Raw genomic sequence first — 17,761 nt, forward strand, 5'->3', positions numbered from 1 at the left:
TGGGGCGGTGCAGGTGGATCGGGTGCGGATGCGGGTGTCGCGGGCGGAGCGTTGGGCGCGGCGCTCAGTCGGTCTGCTGCGCGCCGACCTGCTCGTCCTGCTCCATGGCGGCGACGAGGCTGCGCGGGCGCAGGTCGGTCCAGTGCGTCTCGATGTGGTCGAGGCACTCCTGGCGCGTGGCCGGGCCGAGCTCGACGCTCCAGCCCTCGGGGACCGGCACGAACACGGGCCACAGCGAGTACTGGCCCTCGTCGTTCACCAGGGCGTGGAAGGTGCCGTCCTCGTCGTCGAACGGGTTGGTGGACATGGTGCTCCCTCGAGGTCGTCGGTGCGGGCGCTCAGGCGCCGGTGGCGGAGTGCGCGAGGCGCGCGGGCGTGGTGCCCGTGGCGGGGCGGGCGGCGATCGACGCGGCGATCTCGCCGCTGCGCACCGCGACGTTGGACAGCAGCGTCGAGGACAGCCCGTGCGTGTGCTCCGTGGCGCCCTGCACGTAGATGCCGGCCTGCACGTCGTCGTCGGTGGCGACGCGGTAGTCGCGCCCGATGTCGAGGCGGCCCAGCCCGTCGCGGTGGCAGTGCGGGGCGAGGGCGCCGAGCAGACCGACCGGGTCCGACGGCCGGTAGCCGGTGGCGTAGACGACGAGGTCGGCCGTGAGAACCTCGCGGCTGCGGTCGACGAGCGACTCCACCGCGAGCTCGACGCCGTCGTCGGTCTCCACCACGTCGGCGACGCGGCTGACGTTGCGGAACCGCAGGCGCTCCCGTCCGCTGACCTTCTCGTGGTAGTGCCGGCGGTAGAGCGACTGGATCAGGTCGAGGTCGACCACGGAGTAGTTCGTGTTGCCGTGGTAGCCCAGGATCAGGTCCTTGACCTCGCTCGGGGCCTGGAAGAAGTCGTCGACGGCGCTCGGGTCGAACACGCGGTTGGCGAACGAGCTGTCGTCGGCGGGGCTGTAGCCGTAGCGCGCGAACACCGCGCAGACCTCGGCGTCGGGGAACGAGCGGTGCAGGTGGTCGGCGGCCTCGGCGGCGCTCTGGCCGGCGCCGACCACGATCACGCGCCGGACGTCGGTGGCCGACGCCGTCGCGGTGATGAGGTCGCGGCTGTGCCAGATCCGGCGGCCGCCCGAGACCCCCTCGGGCAGGAACGGCACCAGCCCGGTGGCCAGGACGACGTTGCGCGTGCGCAGCCGCCCGCCGTCGTCGGTGCGGACGTCGACCAGCCCGGGGTCGCCCGCCACCGGCTGGATGCCGACGACGGTGGAGCCGTAGTCGACGCGGTCGGCGAAGCCGGCCGCGGCCCACTCCAGGTAGTCGTGGAACTCCAGCCGCGTCGGGAACGAGGTCCCGTAGTTGATGAAGTCGACGAGCCGGTCGCGGTCGTGCAGGTAGGACAGGAACCCGAAGCGACTGGTCGGGTTGCGCAGCGTGGCGAGGTCCTTGAGGAACGACACCTGCATCGTCGCGTCCTCGATGAGCATGCCGCGGTGCCAGCCGAACCGCTCCTGCCGCTCGACGAAGCGCGCCGACAGGCCCGCCCCCTGCGCGTTGTGCTCGTCCACGGCGATCGCCAGCGCGAGGTTCGACGGTCCGAACCCGATGCCCACGAGATCGTGCACGGTTCCCCGGTGCGCGTCGACCGATCTCTCCTGCGGCATGGAACTGGCCCCTCTCCTGGTCACACGATGTTGAGCTGTGCCGACCCTTATCGAAGGCATGCCTAACTTCAAGTCTTGACGCAGGTGCGTCGACATGCAGACGGACCGCTCCCCGAGGGGTGACGACCCGCGCTGGAGCAGTAACCGCTGGTCACCGCTCCGCTGCGGGATTTCGACCGGACGGGCGAGACGACTGCACCACATGCGAGTGCCCCCGACCACCGGTCGGGGGCACTCGGACAATCGGGACGATCAGCCCAGGATGGGGGCGACACCGGCCGACGTCTCGTACGGGTTGGCGTACGGCAGAGGCTCGCCGCCGCCATCGGTGACGGTGTCGAACACGCCGTCGAGGTCGGTGTCGTCGAACACGAGGTCGGCCAGTCCGTCGGCGTGCTGGGCCACCGCGACGACGTCCGGGGTGAACAGGCCGTCGGACGGGATGTTGTCGAACTGGGCCACGTCGTCGTAGAAGTCGCCGTCGACGTCGGTGAGCACGGCGTCGATCTGGCCGTCGTCGTTGGAGTCGATCAGGGTGGTCTCGGTGTAGCCGTCCCCGTCCACGTCGACGTACTCGAACGCGGTGTCGGTGCCGGAGTACTCCGGGGCGGCAGGCAGGTCGATCATGTCGGGGGCGTAGAACTCGGACATCGGATCCTCCGTGGTGGTGGGGTACGGGGCGGGTGTTCCGCCCTCTTGTCAGGGAGGACTCCGGGGATCCGGCCGGGGTTACAGCGGTTCCGGACTTCTTTCCGCGCAGCCGGCCCGCCCTCGGGCCTGTCAAGATCTCTGTGTAAGTCGATCTAGAAATTGTCAGGACAGGTAGGGGCTGAGGCGTTCGGGGTAGGTCAGGGCGAGGGCGCCGAGGGCCTGTTTCCAGCCCTGGACGACGGCTCCTTCGACGAGTCGGCCAGACGCTCGGCGGGCGTGGGCGGGCAGCCCCTTCTCCTTCTCCCGTGCCCGGGCTCGCTTGTCCTCGATATCGCGGATGGCGAGCCAGAGCAGCTTGATCGCGGCGTCGTCGTTCGGGAAGTGACCACGGTTCTTGATGATCTTCCGGAGCTGGTAGTTCAGCGACTCGATCGCATTCGTCGTGTAGATGATCCGCCGCAACTCCGGTGGGAACGCCAGGAACGGGATGAACCGCTCCCACGCGTTCGTCCAGGTCATCACCGCCGCCGGGTAGCGGCGCCCGAGGTCGGAGGCGGCGAACGCGTCGAGCTCCACGCGGGCGACCTCGTCGGTCGGGGCGGTGTAGATCGGCTTGAGCGCCGCGGCCACCTTCTTGCGGTCGGAGTAGGACACGAACCGCATCGCCGCCCGCAGCAGGTGCACCGTGCAGGTCTGCACGATCGACTGCGGCCAGGTCGCCTCGATCGCCTCCGGGAACCCGGACAGCCCGTCACAGCACACGATGATCACGTCCCGGACGCCGCGGTTGCGCAGCTCGGCGCACACTCCGGCCCAGAACTTCGCACCCTCGGCGGCCTGGACCCAGATGCCCAGGACGTGCTTGACGCCGTCGAGGTCGACGCCGACGGCGATGTGCGCGGCCCGGTTGCGGACCTGGTGCCCGTCCCGAACCTTGATCATGAGGGCGTCGAGGTAGACGATCGGGTAGATCTCCTCCAGCGGGCGGGACTGCCAGAGCTTGACCTCCTCGAGCACCGAGTCGGTGACCTTGGAGATCGTGTCGTGGGACAGCTCGGTGCCCAGCGTGCGGGCCAGGTGGTGGCTGATGTCGCGCACCGTCATCCCGCCCGCGTAGAGCGAGACGATCATCTCGTCGAGGCCGCCGGTGCGCCGTGACCCCTTCGGGACCAGCCGTGGCTCGAAGGTTCCGGCCCGGTCCCGCGGCACGTCGAGCGCCACGTCGCCGACCTCGGTCGCGAGGGTCTTCGGGGTGGACCCGTTGCGGGAGTTCGGGGTCCCGCGCCCGGCCGGGTCGCCACGCTCGTAGCCCAGGTGAGCGGTCTGCTCGGCGGCCAGGCCACGCTCGAGGACCGCTTTGATCATCTCGGGGAGGAAGCCCCCGTCACCGGTCAGCGCGAGCTCACCGGCATCCACCTTGGACATCAGCCCGTCGAGCAGACCGGCATCGACCATCCGGTTCACGGCGTCACGGGCCGTCTCGGGCTCGGCACCGACCGAGGGGGCGGCTCCGAGCGGATGCACATCCTGATCATCGATCACGGACATCTGTGTACTCCTCAACTCAAGAGGATCTTGTTACACAGACCATCTGACAGGCTCCCGCCCTCTCCCCCGCCGCCGGAGCGGGCCCGCGCACCGGTCGGCTCCCGCGCACCAGCTCGACTCCCGCGCGCGTTCCCGGGTCCCACGCACCAGGCCGGGTCCCGCGCACGAGCCGGGTCCCGCACGCCGGGCCGGGTCCGCGCGCGCGGATTCGGTTCCCGCGCGCCCAACACCTTCCCACGAGCCGCCGGGGGTGCGCGGGAGCCGGGAACGCGCGCGGGAGCAGCCGGACCGCGTTCCGCGGAACGCGGACGCACCACACAGGCAGCCGTCCGGCGATCCGGCACGGCCGCGCACAGCAGACTTGACCACAGCAGATCGACGATCACCAGGACCGCACCACCACGGCCCCACGACGGCCCCACGACGGCCCCACGGGCGCGGTCCCGACGATCACCACCCCGACCGACCGCATCCAGACCCCTTGATCGCCGAGACCGCACCGCCACCGCCCTCCGCGCGACCCCGACGTCACGCTCCCGGCGATCACCGAGCGCCTACAGCCGGGCGGCCGGATCACCGGGCCGTCCGATCACCGGGCCGTCCGACCGACGGGCCGTCCGATCACCGGCGGCGCCGCGCCGGGCAGCGGCCGAGCGGCCCGGCTTCTCGCGCACCCCGCAGCTTCCCGCGCGGCCTTCGGGCTCCCGCGCGCCGAACCTGCTCCCGCGAGCCGCCGGGGGCGCGCGGGAGCAGGAAACGCGCGCGGGAACCGGGAACCGCGCGGGAACCGGTATGTACGCGGGGGGCGGGAGGCGGCCCGCGGAACGCGCTCCGCCGCCCTGGCCTCACACACCCGGCTCGCGTTCCGCGGAACGCATATCGCGGGCCCCGCACCTCCACCGCGGCCGGTCGCACCTGCGCACCGTTCAACCACCTGCGCACGTCCCGCCGTGCAGGGACCGCCGACAGGTGCGCAGTTCAGGAAGGCCGTCGCGTTCCGCGGAACGCGATCCCGACGCACCCACACACGACGCGGCCCCACACGACGCGGCCCCACACGACGCGGCCCCACACACCGACGGCCCCCGACCACAGAGGTCGGGGGCCGTCGGGCGGGGGAGTGTCAGAAGAACGGTGTAACCGGTCGTGATGGCTAGCTTCCGTTGCTGGGAACGATACGTCCGGCGAAGGTGATCGCGAAGGCGTTCAGCGCCGGCTTCCACCGCATCGCCCACCGTGCCCGACCCTTCCCGGTCGGGTCGAGCGAGCGGGTAACCAAGTAGAGGCACTTGAGCGCCGCCTGTTCGGTCGGGAAGTGCCCGCGGGCCTTGACCGCGCGCCGGTAGCGGGCGTTGAGCGACTCGATCGCATTCGTGGAGCAGATGACCTTCCGGATCTCGACGTCGTAGTCCAGGAACGGCACGAACTCCGACCACGCTGAGCGCCACAACGCCACGATCGCCGGATACTGCCCACCCCATGTCGCCGCGAACTCGGCGAAGCGCGCCTCGGCGGCCTGTTCAGTCGGCGCGGTGTAGACCGGGCGCAGATCCTTCGCCAGCTGCTCCCAGTAGCGGCGAGAGGCGTAGCGGAAGGTGTTGCGGATCAGGTGCAGCACACAGGCCTGGACCACGGCTTGGGGCCACACGGTGGTGATCGACTCGGGGAGGCCTTTCAACCCGTCGCAGACCACGATGCACGCGTCGGTCACGCCGCGATTCTTGATCTCGGTCAGGACGTGGAGCCAGTACTTCGCACCTTCCCCGCCGTCGCCGGCCCAGATCCCGAGGATGTCACGGTGCCCGTCCACGGTCACCCCGATGACCACGTAGAACGGGCGGTTGGTGACCTGACCATCCCGGACCTTGATGTGGATAGCGTCCACGAACAACACCGGGTAGACCGCGTCCAGCGGGCGCTGCGCCCATTCGCCCATCTCGTCGAGAACCTTGTCGGTGATCCGCGAGATCGTGTCCTTGGAGACCTTGGCGCCGTAGACCTCGTCGAAATGCGCCGCCACCTCGCCGGTCGTGAGCCCCCGCGCGGTCAGCGACAGCACGATCTCGTCGATGCCGTCCAGGCGGCGTTGGCGCTTGCGCACGATGACCGGGTCGAAGCTGGCGTCCCGATCCCGGGGAACCTCGATCTGCACCGGCCCGATCTCGGTGAGCACCGTCTTGATCCGGGCCCCGTTGCGGGAGTTGCCGCTGTCGCGACCGGTCGGGTCGTGGCGGTCATAGCCCAGGTGCTCGGTCATCTCCGCCTCCAAGGCGGTCTCGAGCACCGTCTTGGTCAACCCGGTCAGCAGACCGCCCGGGCCGACGAGCTCCACCCCCTCGGCCCGGGCCGCTTCCACCAACTGCTGGGCGAGCTGCTGCTGATCAATCCGATCCGGCACAGCCCCGATCGTCTCGGTCATTGCTGGTCCTTTCCCCGAGCTGCGCTCGGCGTGTCGGACCAGTTACACCGTTCGTCGGACAGTCCCTCGGGCGGCGGGGCGGACGTCAGGCCCGCGGGTCGAACGGGGCGTCGGCGATCGGCGTCTCGGTCGGCGCCACACCCGCGGAGGTCTCGTAGGGGTTGGCGTAGGGCAGCGGCTCGTCGTTGCCCGGGGTGACGGTGTCGAAGATGCCGTCGAGGTCGGTGTCGTCGATGACGATGTCGGCCAGGCCGTCGCCGCCCGTGGAGACCGCGACCACGTCGGGCGTGAACTGCCCGTCGCCGGGGGTGTTGTCGAACTGGGCGATGTCGTCGTAGAAGTCGCCGTCGACGTCGGTGAGGACGGCGTCGACCTCGCCGTCGGCGTTGGAGTCGATGACGGTGGTCTCGGCGTAGCCGTCGCCGTCGGTGTCGACGTACTCGTGGGAGGAGCCGGTCTCCGTGAAGTCGTCCTGGTCGGTCGGCTCCGGAGCGTCGGTCTCGGTCAGCTCGGGCATGTCGGGGGTCTCGGGTGCGTAGAACTCGCCGGACATCGGATCCTCCAGGGAACCAGGTGGGGTGGGGCGTTCAACAGGAAGGACGTCGCAGGCACCCGATCGGTTACAGGCGCGTCGGAGAAGTTTCGGGGCAGCGGCCCGCCGCGACAAGACCGTTCGGCGCCAGCGGACCACCGGCCGCGGGCCTAGGCTCGGCGCCGTGCCCGAAACCAAGCCGGTTGAGTGCTGGATGACCGATATGGACGGTGTCCTCGTCCACGAGGGCCGCCTCATCCCCGGTGCCGACGCGTTCATCGGCCGCCTCCGCGAGACCGGGCGGCCGTTCCTCGTCCTCACCAACAACTCGATCTTCACGCCGCGCGACCTGCAGTTCCGGCTGCGCAGCAGCGGCATCGACCTGCCGGTGGAGTCGATCTGGACCTCCGCCCTCGCCACCGCCGCCTTCCTCGACGACCAGCGCCCCGGCGGCAGCGCCTACGTCGTCGGCGAGGCCGGGCTGACGACGGCGCTGCACGAGATCGGCTACGTCCTCACCGACAACGCCCCCGACTACGTCGTCCTCGGCGAGACCCGCACCTACAGCTTCGAGGCCATCACCACGGCGATCCGGCTCATCCTCGGCGGTGCGCGGTTCGTCGCCACCAACCCCGACGCCACCGGCCCCTCCGGCGACGGCGTGCTGCCGGCCACGGGCTCGGTGGCCGCCCTGATGTCCCGGGCCACCGGCGTCGAGCCCTACTACATCGGCAAGCCGAACCCGCTGATGATGCGGGCCGCGCTCAACCGCCTGCAGGCGCACTCCGAGACCACCGTGATGGTCGGCGACCGCATGGACACCGACATCGTCGCCGGGCTGGAGGCGGGGATGCGCACGGTGCTGGTGCTGACCGGGATCGTGCAGGCCGAGGAGATCGACCGCTTCCCCTACCGCCCGCACCGGGTGGTGTCCTCGATCGCCGACCTGGTCGACGACGTCTGAGCGGAGCGCTAGGTCCCGGAGAGCGCGTCGGCCAGGTTCGAGTACAGGCGCAGGTGGTTCTCCAGCCCGCTCACCTGGATCGGGCGCAGCACCGGCCGGGTGTCGTCGACGACGATGCGGAACGGCTGCTGCGATCCCGCCGTCGCCCACACCCCCGACAGCGCCTCCACGAGCACCGCGATGCCGGCGGAGCCGAAGAACTCGACGTGGGCGAGGTCGAGGACGAGGTGCCGGCCGTCGAGGTCGGCCACCGCGCGGTCCATCGCCGCGCGCAGGGCGTCGACGGTGGTGTTGTCGATCTCGCCACCGACGGCGAGCACCAGGGCATCCGGCCGGTCGTCGACGTCCAGCCGCAGCGGAGCGGGATCGTCCTGCCGGAGGGGGTGTGTGTCCGGGTCGTGCACACCGCAGAGATTATCGAGCGCCGGCCCGGTGCGCTGGGCGGACCCCGCTCAGCCCGGGTCCGACAGGTCCAGGACGAAGCGGTAGCGCACGTCGTTGCGTGCGAGCCGCTCGAACGCCGTGACCACCTGCGCCTACGGCAGCACCTCGACGTCGGCGACGATCCCGTGGCGGCCGCAGGAGTCGAGCACCCGCTGCGTGCCCGGGCTCCCGGCGCTGCCGGCCGGGGCGAGGCTGCGGCGACCGACCAGCAGGTCCATCGCCTCGACGGTGACCGGGCCGAGGTGCCCGAGCGCGCAGAGCGTGCCGTCGAGGGCGACCGTGCGCAGGTAGGGCGTCAGGTCGTGGGACACCGGGGCGCAGTCGAGCAGCAGATCGGTCGGCCTGTGCGGCCATCGCCGCGGCGTCGGTGGAGTCGACGACGCGGTGCGCGCCGAGGCGGCGGGCGTCGTCGGCCCTGCCCGCCGACGTCGTGGACTCGGGCCGCTGTTCGGGCACGTCCCCGACCACGCCGCCGAGCTCCTCCTGCGGATCACCGCCGCCCAGGCTCGTCGACGAGGTCGACCCGGCCGACCTGTGGGCCGTGCTCATCGCACCGGCGGGCAGCCGGGCGCAGGGCGCGATCGTGCACACCGCGAGCCACGACGACGACCCGGCCGAGCACGAGCGCCGCCGGGCCGCGCCGGCCGCGCCGGTCCGGCGAGCCTTCTGCCGCTGACCGTCACCTGCCGCTGACGTCCTCTGCCGCTGACCGCACCGGTGACCCCCGTCTCATCGGGAGACGTCCGATGCGCGGACGCGCACCTATCCTCGACCGATGGTGTCGCGGTCGGTCGAGGTGGAGGCGGCTCGCCGCTCGTTCCTGGCCGGGGCGGAGCGGCCGCCGGACCCGGGTGTCGTCGGGCCGGCCGTGCTGGCGTCCTGGCAGCGGTCGCTGCGCCACGACGTCGACCCCGACCGGATCGGCGCGCGCTTCCTGGGCCACCACCGCGACGTCCCGCGCGTCGTGGCCTGCGCCGACGAGGTCCTCGACGCCTTCACCGCCGCCCACCCCGACGCCGGCTGCTCGTTCGTGCTGCTCGACCCCGCCGGCGTGGTCCGGGCCCGGCGCGACGCCGACCGCGCGCTGGCCGGGCTGCTCGACGCCCTGCTGCTGGTGCCCGGCTACGGCTACGGCGAGCGCACCGTCGGCACCACGGCGGCCTCGATCGCGCTGCACGACCAGGCCGACACCGCGATCACCGGCGTCGAGCACTTCCACTCGCAGCTCACCTGCCTGGCCGAGGCGGCGGCCGTCGTCACCGACCCGCACACCGGCGGCACGGCGGGCGCGCTGGTCGTCGTGTGCCACCACGCCGACCGCACCGCGCTGCAGCTGCCGCTGGCCCGCATGCTCGCCGACCGCGTCACCGAGCGGGCGGCGGGCGAGCCGCACCGGGCCACCCGCGCGATCCTCGACCGCTTCGCCGCCGAGAACGCCGGCGGCGGCGCGTGGGTGCTCGCCACCGACGGCGACTACGTCGTCACCAACGGCCCGGCGCGCCGGCTCCCCGCGGGCGACCAGCGCGTCCTGAGCGACCTGCTGCTGGCCAGTCTGGTGCTCGCCGACTTCACCACCAAGCACGTCGACCTGCCCTCGGGCCACTGCGCCGAGGTCGGGGTGCGCCCGGTCCACCTCGACGGGGCGTCGGTCGGCTGCGTCCTCACCGGCGCCCCCGCCGGCGAGGGCACGGGAGGACGGCCGCCGGAGAGCGTGCGCCGCCAGGGCAGCCACGTCGCCCCGACCGCGCGCCGCGACTACGCCCGCGACCTCGTCGTCACCCGCCAGGAGCACGCCCAGGCGCGGATCCGGGCCAACCGCGAGCTGCTCTCGCCGTACCTGCGCGCGCGGCAGGAGGTCGTCGCGAGCGTGCGGCAGGGGCGCAACCACCTGCTCATCGGGGAGCCCGGCGTCGGCAAGCGGACGCTGCTCGTCGAGCAGTTCCGGGCGGCGCACCCGTCGGGGCGGGTCGTGGTGGTCGACGGGGAGCGCGGGGACGTCCCCGACCTCACCGGCGTAGCCGACGGCCGTCCGCACCTGCTGCTGCTGCGCGGGATGAACCTGCTGACGCCGGTCGCGGCGCGACGCCTCGACGAGGTGCTGCGCCCGCTCGTCGCCCTGCCGGTGCCGCCGCTGGTGGTCGGCTGCGTCGACACCCCCGCCGTCGACGCCACCCGCCCCTACGGCCTGCTGCTGCGCCACTTCCACGAGATCACGCGCGTGCCGGCGCTGCGCTACCGCGCCGACGAGATCGGCGACATCGCGCTGGCCGTGCTGCGCAGGCTGTCCGGGCGGCGCTCGCTGCGGCTGAGCCTGCAGGTCGTGCGCGTGCTGGAGGGCTACGCGTGGCCGGGCAACATCAGCGAGCTGGAGGACGTGCTGCGCTACGTCGTGGCGCGCAAGCCCGTCGGGGAGATCCAGGCCCGCGACCTGCCGCAGCTGTGCTTCCAGGGCCGGAGCCGGAAGATGTCGATGCTGGAGGCGGCGCAGTGCGACGCCGTGATCCAGGCGCTCTACGAGTGCGGCGGCAACCGGTACAAGGCCGCGGCGATGCTGGGCATCGCCCGGTCCTCGCTCTACCGCAAGATCGACGCGTTCGGCATCAGCTACATCGCCTGACCGCCGTGCGCGGCGACCGTGGCCAGGGCCACGACCGCCGCGCACGAGGGTGGGTCACGGGGTGATGATGACCTTCAGCGCCGAGTTGGCCGCCGCGTTCTTGAACACGTCGTACGCCTCGTCCATCTGGTCGAAGGTGAACGTGTGCGTGCCCATCTTCTCGGCCGGGATCCGCCCGCTGCCGACCATCTTCAGCAGGGTCGGGATGGAGACCGTGTCGACCAGGCCCATCGTCATCGTGATGTTCTGGATCCACATGTCCTGCATCGGCAGCTCCACCGGGGTGCCGTGGACGCCGATGTTGGCGATCGTGCCGCCGGGGCGCACCAGCGACGCCGCCGTCAGCAGCGTCTCCGGGTAGCCGACCGCCTCGATCGAGACGTCGACGCCGAGCCCGTCGGTGAGCGCGATGACGTCGGCGACCGTGCCCGGCCCGACCTCCACCGCGTCGGTGGCGCCGAACTCGAGCGCCTTCTCCAGGCGGAACTTGTTGGAGTCGACCGCGATCACCTTCGACGCGCCCCACAGGCCCGTCGTGAGGATCGCCGAGAGGCCCACGGCGCCCGCGCCGACGACGGCGACGGTGTCACCGGGCCGCACGCCGCCCGCGAGCACGCCGACCTCGTAGCCGGTGGGCAGCGAGTCGGCGAGGAAGATCGCCTGCTCGTTGGTGACCGCGTCGGGCACCAGGTAGAGCGAGGTGTCGGCGTAGGGCACGCGGACCAGCTCGGCCTGCGTGCCGTCGATGAGGTGGCCGAAGATCCAGCCGATGCCGCCGACGGTCTGGCAGTGCGACGGGATGCCGCGCTGGCAGTACTCGCAGCGCCCGCACTTGGTGATCGCGGGGACCAGCACGCGGTCGCCGACGGAGAAGCCCTTGACCGCGTCGCCGATCGCGGTGACGGTGCCGACGGCCTCGTGGCCGAGGATGCGCCCGTCGGTGACGGCCGCGACGTCGCCCTGCAGGATGTGCAGGTCGGTGCCGCAGATCGTCGTGGTGTCCACCCGGACCACCACGTCGGTGGGGTCCTGGACGACGGCGTCCGGGACGTCCTCCCAGGCCTTGTTGCCCGGACCGTGGTAGACGAGTGCCTTCATGCGAACCTCCATGGGTCGAATACGCTGCGTTCCGACCGTAGGGGCGCCCGCACGGGGGCACTGTCGCGTAATCGGACGATCGCGGGCCCGTCCGGCCGGGCCCGGCGCCCGGGTGTCCCGATCCCGGGACACCGCTCGGGCGGGCGCTCATCGGCGCTCCACGGGAGGATAGCGCCGTGCGCATCGCCCTGTTCGTCACGTGCCTGGCCGACGCCGTGTTCCCCGACGTCGGACGCGCCACCGTCACGCTGCTGGAGCGCCTCGGCCACGAGGTGGTGTTCCCGCCGACGCAGACCTGCTGCGGCCAGATGCACGTCAACACGGGGTACCAGCGCGAGGCCGTGCCGCTGGTGCGCCACCACGTCGAGGCGTTCGAGCCCTACGACGTCGTCGTCGCGCCGTCGGGGTCCTGCGTCGGGTCGGTGCGCCACCAGCACGCGATGGTGGCCCGCGGCGCCGGCGACGAGGCGCTCGCCGGACGCGCGACGGCCGTCGCCGCCCGCACGTACGAGCTGTCCGAGCTGCTCGTCGACGTGCTCGGCGTCGAGGACGTCGGCGCCTGGTTCCCGCACCGCGTCACCTACCACCCGACCTGCCACTCGCTGCGGATGCTGCGCGTCGACGACAAGCCGCTGCGGCTGCTGCGCCACGTCCGCGGGATGACGCTGCTGGAGCTGCCCGACGCCGACCAGTGCTGCGGCTTCGGCGGCACGTTCGCGCTGAAGAACGCCGACACGTCCACGGCGATGCTGGCCGACAAGATGCGCAACGTCGTCGCCTCGGGCGCGGAGGTGGCCACGGCGGGCGACAGCTCCTGCCTGATGCACATCGGCGGCGGCCTCTCCCGGCTGCGCACCGGCACCCGGACCCTGCACCTCGCCGAGATCCTGGCGGCGACGGGATGAGCGGCTCCGCCGCCCGTGAGCGGCGATCGTGGCCGGGACCACGATCGCCACTCACGACCGCGCCTGGGCCCACCGCGCCTGCACCCGACCAGGAGCGACGACCGTGAGCACCTTCCTCGGCCTGCCCGCCGCCCGCAGCGACGTCACCGCCCCCCGCGGGGTCGGGCACCTGCGCGGGGAGCAGTCCTTCCCCGACGCCGCCCGCGGCGCCCTGGCCGACTCCCAGCTGCGGCGCAACCTCGGCCACGCCACCGCGACGATCCGCGGCAAGCGCGCGGCCGTCGTCGCCGAGTGCGACGACTGGGAGGAGCTTCGGCTCGCGGGCGAGGCCCTCAAGTCGTCGACGATGGCGCGCCTGGACCAGCACCTCGTGGAGCTGGAGGAGATGGTCACCGCGCGGGGCGGCGTCGTGCACTGGGCGCGCGACGCCCACGAGGCCAACGCGATCGTCACGCGGCTCGTGCGGGAGACGGGCGAGACCGAGGTCGTCAAGGTCAAGTCGATGGCCACGCAGGAGATCGGCCTCAACGACGCGCTCGCCGAGGCCGGCATCACCGCGCAGGAGACCGACCTCGCCGAGCTCATCGTGCAGCTGGGCGGTGACCTCGGCAGCCACATCCTCGTGCCCGCCATCCACCGCAACCGCGCGGAGATCCGCGAGATCTTCCTGCGCGAGATGCCCGGCGTCGACCCCGAGCTGACGGCCGAGCCGCGCCGCCTCGCCGAGGCCGCGCGCCTGTACCTGCGCGAGCGGTTCCTGCGCGCGAAGGTCGCGATCTCGGGCGCCAACTTCGGCGTCGCGGAGTCCGGGACGCTGCTCGTCGTGGAGTCCGAGGGCAACGGCCGGATGTGCCTGACGCTGCCCGAGACGCTGATCACCGTGATGGGCATCGAGAAGGTCGTGCCGACGTGGCAGGACCTCGAGGTGTTCCTGCAGCTGCTCCCCCGCTCCTCGACGGGCGAGCGGATGAACCCCTACACCTCGGCCTGGACGGGCGTCACCCCCGGCGACGGCCCGCAGGCCTTCCACCTGGTGCTGCTCGACAACGGTCGCACCGCCACGCTGGCCGACGAGGTCGGGCGCGCGGCGCTGCACTGCATCAAGTGCTCGGCGTGCCTCAACGTCTGCCCGGTCTACGAGCGCGCGGGCGGGCACGCCTACGGCTCGGTGTACCCCGGCCCGATCGGCGCGGTGCTCTCGCCGCAGCTGACGGGCGTCGAGGACAACGCGTCGCTGCCCTACGCCTCGTCGCTGTGCGGCGCCTGCTTCGACGCCTGCCCGGTGCGGATCGACATCCCGTCGCTGCTGGTGCGCCTGCGCGCGCAGCACGTCGACGCCAATCGTGGCGGCGTCCCGTCGCCGGAGGCCGCCGCGATGGCCGCGGCGTCGTGGGTCATGTCCGACCCGCGCCGGTTCGCCGCCGCCGAGACCGCCTCGCGCCTGGGCCGCCTGCTCGGCCGCTCCACCGGCCGCATCGGCTCCCTGCCCCCGCCCCTGAGCGCGTGGACGGGCAGCCGCGACCTGCCCCGCCCGCCCGCGGAGTCGTTCCGGCAGTGGTGGGCCCGCGAGCGGGGCCAGTCGTGACCGGGCTCGCACACACCTCCCGGGGCCCGCACACAGGGCCGGACCTCTGTGCGACCCCCGCAACCTGTGTGCGGGCGGCCCGGTGAGCGCCCGCGACGAGGTGCTGGGCCGCATCCGCGCCGCCAACAGCGCCGCCGGGCACCCGCTCGCCCGGCCCGTCCCCCGGGAGTACGCCCGCACCGGCACGCACGCGCCGGGCTCGGCCGCGGTGCTGGAGCTGCTGCGCGACCGGCTCGTCGACTACCGCGCCACCGTCGTCGACGCGGACGGGGACGTGCCCGCGGCGATCGCCGGGGCACTGGCCGGGGTCGACGGCACCGTGCTCGTGCCCGCGGGCCTGCCCGACGGCTGGGTCCCCGGTGGCATCGCCGACACCGGGTTCTCCCCCGCCGAGCTCGACGGGGTCGCCGCCGTCGTCACGGGGGCGGCCGCGGTCTGCGCCGTCACCGGCACGATCGCGCTCGACGCGGGCCCCGACCAGGGCCGGCGCGCGCTCACGCTCGTGCCCGACGTGCACGTGTGCGTGGTGCGGGCCGACCAGGTCGTCGAGACGGTCCCCGAGCTGCTCGCCCGGCTCGACCCCGTCCGCCCGACGACGTTCGTCAGCGGCCCGTCGGCCACCAGCGACATCGAGCTGCACCGCGTCGAGGGCGTGCACGGACCGCGCACGCTCATCGTGGTGCTGGACGCCCCCTGACCCCTACCCGACGGTGACGGGCTCCCGCTCCACCACCCGCGCGGGGATGAGAAACGTGACGGCCAGACCGGCGAGCGAGGCCCCGGCGGAGATCAGCAGCGCCACCTGGATCCCGACGGCCGACGGGAACACCGACCCGCCGACGCCGATCGTGAACCCGGCCAGCACCACCCCGGTGACGGCCGCCGACACCGAGGTGCCGACCGAGCGCATCAGCGAGTTGAGGCCGTTTCCCGCTGCCGACAGCTCGCGCGGCACGGCGCCCATGATCAGCGCGGGCATCGCGGCGTAGGAGATGCCGACGCCGCTGCTGATGATCACCGTGGCGAGCAGGACCGCGGGCACCGAGCCCGTGAGGAACGTCGTCGCCAGGTAGCCCGCGGCGATCACGGCGAGCCCGGTCATGAGCGTGGTGCGCGGCCCGCGCGCGGCGGTGGGCCGGGCCGACAGCGGCGACATCACCATCATCATCAGCCCGCCCGGCGCCATCACCAGGCCGGCCTGCAGCATCGACAGGCCCAGCCCGTAGCCGGTCTCCGGCGGTGCCTGCAGCAGCTGCGGGAACACCAGCGACGTCCCGAACATCGCGAACCCGGCCACGACCGACGCCAGGTTGGTGAACAGTACCGGGCGCCGCGCCGAGACCCGCAGGTCGACGAGCGGGTCGCGCACCCGCAGCTGCAGGACGCCCCACAGCACGAGCACGACCACCGACGTCGTGAACGCGCCGATCGTCAGCGGGCTCCCCCAGCCCCACTGCCCGCCCTTGACGACGCCGAGCAGCAGGCCGACCAGCCCGACCGCCAGCCCGAGCGCGCCGAGCACGGCGAACCGCCCCGTGGCCCGCACCTGCGACTCCGGCACGACGACGGCCACCAGCAGCCCGCACAGCGCGCCGAGCACCGCGGAGAGCCAGAACAGCACCTGCCAGCTCGCGTTCTCCGCGACGATCGCCGACACCGGCAGGCCGATCGCGCCGCCGACGCCCAGGGTCGCGCTCATCAGCGCCATCGCCGAGCCCACCCGCTCGGGCGGCAGGACGTCGCGCATCATCGTGATCCCCAGCGGGATGATGCCCATCGCGGCGCCCTGCAGCCCGCGCCCGATGATCGCGGGAACGAGCGCGCTGCCCGCGGCCACCACCACCGAGCCGACGACGAGCGTCGCGAAGCAGCCCAGCATCACCAGGCGCTTGCCGTAGAGGTCGCCCAGGCGGCCCGTCACCGGCATCATCACGGCCGCGACCAGCAGGGTGATCGTGACGACCCACGACGCGTCGGCCGGCGAGGCGTCGAGCAGCCGCGGCAGGGCCGGGACCAGCGGGATCACCAGCGTCTGCATGAACGACGCGATCAGCCCGCCCGAGCACAGGGCGGCGACGACCAGCCGGGGCGAGGCGGCGACCCGACGTGCGACGGCCGGACGTCGGATCACGGAGGTCCCCCTGGTACTCGGTAGCACGGCTAACCTTGTGTACCGTACACACGCCGCGGCCGGGAGGTGCACGTGACGGAGGACCCGATCGACGCCCTGGCGCGCGAGTTCATGCTCGTCGGACGCCACCACCTCTCCCCCGCCCGCATCCCCGGCGCCCTCGACCGCTCGGCCTACGTCGTGCTCAGCCGCCTCGAGGCCGGCGGCCCGCTCACCGCCCGCGGCATCGCGGACGCGCTGAACCTGGAGATCTCCACCGTCACGCGACAGGTCGGGGCCATGCGCCGCGCCGGGCTGGTGGAGCGCACGCCCGACCCCGACGGCGGCGCGGCCCACCTGCTGCGCCCCACCGCCACCGGGCTGCGCCGCCTCGCCGCCGACCGCGCGGCCTACCGCAGCGGGATCGGCACGGTCCTGGCCGGATGGTCCACCCACGACGTCGACGAGCTCAACCGCCTGCTCCGCCGCCTCAACGAGGACATCGAGCAGCGCCAGTCCGGTGTCTGGCCGCGCCCGCCGGCGCCGGACCGCGCCGCCTCACGCTGACCCCGCCTCACGCTGACCCGCCTCACACCGGCCCCGCCCCGAACCGCTCCCGGTGCACCGCCTCGCCGAGCGGGCGCCGGGCGCGCCAGCGGTGGCGCTCCAGGTCCGGCACCTCCTCCAGGTGACTGACCGGCCCGACGCACAGCCACGCCACGGGCCGCACACCCTCGGGCGCGCCGACCAGCTCGCGCAGGAACGGCTCGCGGTAGAACGAGACCCAGCCGACGCCCAGCCCCTCCGCCGTCGCCGCGAGCCACAGGTTCTGCACGGCCAGGAGGGTCGAGAACAGGACGGTGTCGGGCACGGTCGCGGCACCCAGCACGTGCGGACCGCCGCGGTCGGGGTCGCAGGTCACCACGATCCCCGCGGCCGCCCCGAGGATCCCCTGCACGGTGATCGGCCCGAAGGTCGCGGCGCGCTCGGCGTCCAGGCCCGCTGCGAACTCCCGCCGCTGCTCCTCGACGTGCGCGGCGAACCGGGCGCGCACGGTGCGGTCGCGGACGACGACGAAGTCCCAGGGCTGGGTCAGGCCGACGCTCGGGGCGCGGTGCGCGGCGTCGAGCACCCGCCACAGCACGTCCTCCTCCAGCGGGGCGTCGACGAACTCGGTGCGGACGTCGCGGCGGCGGGCGATCACGTCGTACAGGTCGCGGGACACGGCGG

18 protein-coding genes are annotated in these 17,761 nt (G+C 72.9%); 7 read left to right on the forward strand and 11 right to left on the reverse strand.

The annotated features are described in order from the left end of the window. Positions 1 to 64: 64 nt before the first annotated feature. The 6 genes from I4I82_RS03675 to I4I82_RS03700 form a co-directional block, all read right to left on the reverse strand. A complete protein-coding gene (locus I4I82_RS03675; RefSeq protein ID WP_218593387.1) occupies positions 65 to 307 on the reverse strand; it encodes an MbtH family protein in 243 nt (80 codons plus the stop codon). Positions 308 to 338: 31 nt separating this feature from the next. Further along, on the reverse strand, positions 339 to 1,658 hold the full coding sequence (locus tag I4I82_RS03680) for a lysine N(6)-hydroxylase/L-ornithine N(5)-oxygenase family protein (RefSeq protein ID WP_218593388.1): 1,320 nt from the start codon (positions 1,656 to 1,658) through the stop codon (positions 339 to 341). Positions 1,659 to 1,910: 252 nt separating this feature from the next. Continuing rightward, the gene (locus I4I82_RS03685) at positions 1,911 to 2,309 is read right to left on the reverse strand and encodes a hypothetical protein (protein ID WP_218593389.1); all 399 of its coding nucleotides are present in this window, start codon (positions 2,307 to 2,309) and stop codon (positions 1,911 to 1,913) included. A gap of 162 nt (positions 2,310 to 2,471) precedes the next feature. Further along, positions 2,472 to 3,857, reverse strand: a complete 1,386-nt coding sequence (locus tag I4I82_RS03690) for an IS256 family transposase (RefSeq protein WP_218594897.1) — start codon at positions 3,855 to 3,857, stop codon at positions 2,472 to 2,474. 1,153 nt (positions 3,858 to 5,010) lie between these two features. Continuing rightward, positions 5,011 to 6,276 (reverse strand): IS256 family transposase, encoded by a 1,266-nt coding sequence (locus I4I82_RS03695; RefSeq protein ID WP_218592822.1) that lies wholly within the window; start codon positions 6,274 to 6,276, stop codon positions 5,011 to 5,013. Between the two features lie 85 nt (positions 6,277 to 6,361). Continuing rightward, positions 6,362 to 6,829 carry a hypothetical protein gene (locus I4I82_RS03700; protein WP_218592821.1) on the reverse strand — a complete coding sequence of 156 codons (468 nt, stop codon included), beginning with the start codon at positions 6,827 to 6,829 and terminating at the stop codon, positions 6,362 to 6,364. A 193-nt stretch (positions 6,830 to 7,022) separates the two neighbouring features. Here I4I82_RS03700 and I4I82_RS03705 point away from each other — a divergent pair, with 193 nt between their 5' ends. Then, positions 7,023 to 7,772 (forward strand): HAD-IIA family hydrolase, encoded by a 750-nt coding sequence (locus I4I82_RS03705; protein ID WP_372451493.1) that lies wholly within the window; start codon positions 7,023 to 7,025, stop codon positions 7,770 to 7,772. A gap of 8 nt (positions 7,773 to 7,780) precedes the next feature. Here the strand turns inward: I4I82_RS03705 and I4I82_RS03710 are convergent, their stop codons facing one another. Both I4I82_RS03710 and I4I82_RS03715 read right to left on the reverse strand, forming a co-directional pair. After that, on the reverse strand, positions 7,781 to 8,176 hold the full coding sequence (locus I4I82_RS03710) for an anti-sigma factor antagonist (RefSeq protein ID WP_218592820.1): 396 nt from the start codon (positions 8,174 to 8,176) through the stop codon (positions 7,781 to 7,783). Between the two features lie 132 nt (positions 8,177 to 8,308). Further along, positions 8,309 to 8,527 (reverse strand): MDR/zinc-dependent alcohol dehydrogenase-like family protein, encoded by a 219-nt coding sequence (locus tag I4I82_RS03715; RefSeq protein WP_218592819.1) that lies wholly within the window; start codon positions 8,525 to 8,527, stop codon positions 8,309 to 8,311. A 56-nt stretch (positions 8,528 to 8,583) separates the two neighbouring features. On the opposite strand from I4I82_RS03715, the gene I4I82_RS03720 reads away from it, so the two are divergent. Further along, positions 8,584 to 8,892 carry a hypothetical protein gene (locus tag I4I82_RS03720; protein WP_218592818.1) on the forward strand — a complete coding sequence of 103 codons (309 nt, stop codon included), beginning with the start codon at positions 8,584 to 8,586 and terminating at the stop codon, positions 8,890 to 8,892. Positions 8,893 to 8,991: 99 nt separating this feature from the next. After that, positions 8,992 to 10,833 carry an AAA-type ATPase lid domain-containing protein gene (locus tag I4I82_RS03725; protein ID WP_218592817.1) on the forward strand — a complete coding sequence of 614 codons (1,842 nt, stop codon included), beginning with the start codon at positions 8,992 to 8,994 and terminating at the stop codon, positions 10,831 to 10,833. 54 nt (positions 10,834 to 10,887) lie between these two features. Here I4I82_RS03725 and I4I82_RS03730 read toward each other — a convergent pair whose 3' ends face one another. Beyond that, positions 10,888 to 11,931: an alcohol dehydrogenase catalytic domain-containing protein gene (locus I4I82_RS03730; protein WP_218592816.1), complete on the reverse strand. Its 1,044-nt coding sequence runs from the start codon at positions 11,929 to 11,931 to the stop codon at positions 10,888 to 10,890. Between the two features lie 176 nt (positions 11,932 to 12,107). On the opposite strand from I4I82_RS03730, the gene I4I82_RS03735 reads away from it, so the two are divergent. The 3 genes from I4I82_RS03735 to I4I82_RS03745 all read left to right on the forward strand — a co-directional run bounded on the left by I4I82_RS03735 (position 12,108) and on the right by I4I82_RS03745 (position 15,118). Then, positions 12,108 to 12,836, forward strand: a complete 729-nt coding sequence (locus I4I82_RS03735; protein WP_218592815.1) for a (Fe-S)-binding protein — start codon at positions 12,108 to 12,110, stop codon at positions 12,834 to 12,836. Positions 12,837 to 12,939: 103 nt separating this feature from the next. Further along, positions 12,940 to 14,421 (forward strand): lactate utilization protein B, encoded by a 1,482-nt coding sequence (locus I4I82_RS03740; protein WP_372451494.1) that lies wholly within the window; start codon positions 12,940 to 12,942, stop codon positions 14,419 to 14,421. 82 nt (positions 14,422 to 14,503) lie between these two features. Further along, positions 14,504 to 15,118, forward strand: a complete 615-nt coding sequence (locus tag I4I82_RS03745) for a LutC/YkgG family protein (RefSeq protein WP_218594790.1) — start codon at positions 14,504 to 14,506, stop codon at positions 15,116 to 15,118. A gap of 3 nt (positions 15,119 to 15,121) precedes the next feature. On the opposite strand, the gene I4I82_RS03750 is transcribed toward I4I82_RS03745, so the two are convergent. Then, positions 15,122 to 16,549 carry an MFS transporter gene (locus I4I82_RS03750; RefSeq protein WP_267461588.1) on the reverse strand — a complete coding sequence of 476 codons (1,428 nt, stop codon included), beginning with the start codon at positions 16,547 to 16,549 and terminating at the stop codon, positions 15,122 to 15,124. A 75-nt stretch (positions 16,550 to 16,624) separates the two neighbouring features. Between I4I82_RS03750 and I4I82_RS03755 the strand changes: the two genes are divergently transcribed. Then, positions 16,625 to 17,098 (forward strand): MarR family winged helix-turn-helix transcriptional regulator, encoded by a 474-nt coding sequence (locus tag I4I82_RS03755; RefSeq protein WP_218595216.1) that lies wholly within the window; start codon positions 16,625 to 16,627, stop codon positions 17,096 to 17,098. 22 nt (positions 17,099 to 17,120) lie between these two features. Here I4I82_RS03755 and bluB read toward each other — a convergent pair whose 3' ends face one another. Next, positions 17,121 to 17,756, reverse strand: a complete 636-nt coding sequence (gene bluB, locus I4I82_RS03760; protein ID WP_218593711.1) for a 5,6-dimethylbenzimidazole synthase — start codon at positions 17,754 to 17,756, stop codon at positions 17,121 to 17,123. Positions 17,757 to 17,761 lie beyond the last annotated feature (5 nt).

This window comes from Pseudonocardia oceani, assembly GCF_019263585.2.
Taxonomy (GTDB): Bacteria; Actinomycetota; Actinomycetes; order Mycobacteriales; family Pseudonocardiaceae; genus Pseudonocardia; species Pseudonocardia oceani.

Coding starts and splice junctions, on each gene's coding strand:
- I4I82_RS03675 (WP_218593387.1), bottom strand. CDS start 307: ATGTCCACCAACCCGTTCGACGACGAGGACGGCACCTTCCACGCCCTG.
- I4I82_RS03680 (WP_218593388.1), bottom strand. CDS start 1,658: ATGCCGCAGGAGAGATCGGTCGACGCGCACCGGGGAACCGTGCACGAT.
- I4I82_RS03685 (WP_218593389.1), bottom strand. CDS start 2,309: ATGTCCGAGTTCTACGCCCCCGACATGATCGACCTGCCTGCCGCCCCG.
- I4I82_RS03690 (WP_218594897.1), bottom strand. CDS start 3,857: ATGTCCGTGATCGATGATCAGGATGTGCATCCGCTCGGAGCCGCCCCC.
- I4I82_RS03695 (WP_218592822.1), bottom strand. CDS start 6,276: ATGACCGAGACGATCGGGGCTGTGCCGGATCGGATTGATCAGCAGCAG.
- I4I82_RS03700 (WP_218592821.1), bottom strand. CDS start 6,829: ATGTCCGGCGAGTTCTACGCACCCGAGACCCCCGACATGCCCGAGCTG.
- I4I82_RS03705 (WP_372451493.1), top strand. CDS start 7,023: ATGACCGATATGGACGGTGTCCTCGTCCACGAGGGCCGCCTCATCCCC.
- I4I82_RS03725 (WP_218592817.1), top strand. CDS start 8,992: ATGGTGTCGCGGTCGGTCGAGGTGGAGGCGGCTCGCCGCTCGTTCCTG.
- I4I82_RS03730 (WP_218592816.1), bottom strand. CDS start 11,931: ATGAAGGCACTCGTCTACCACGGTCCGGGCAACAAGGCCTGGGAGGAC.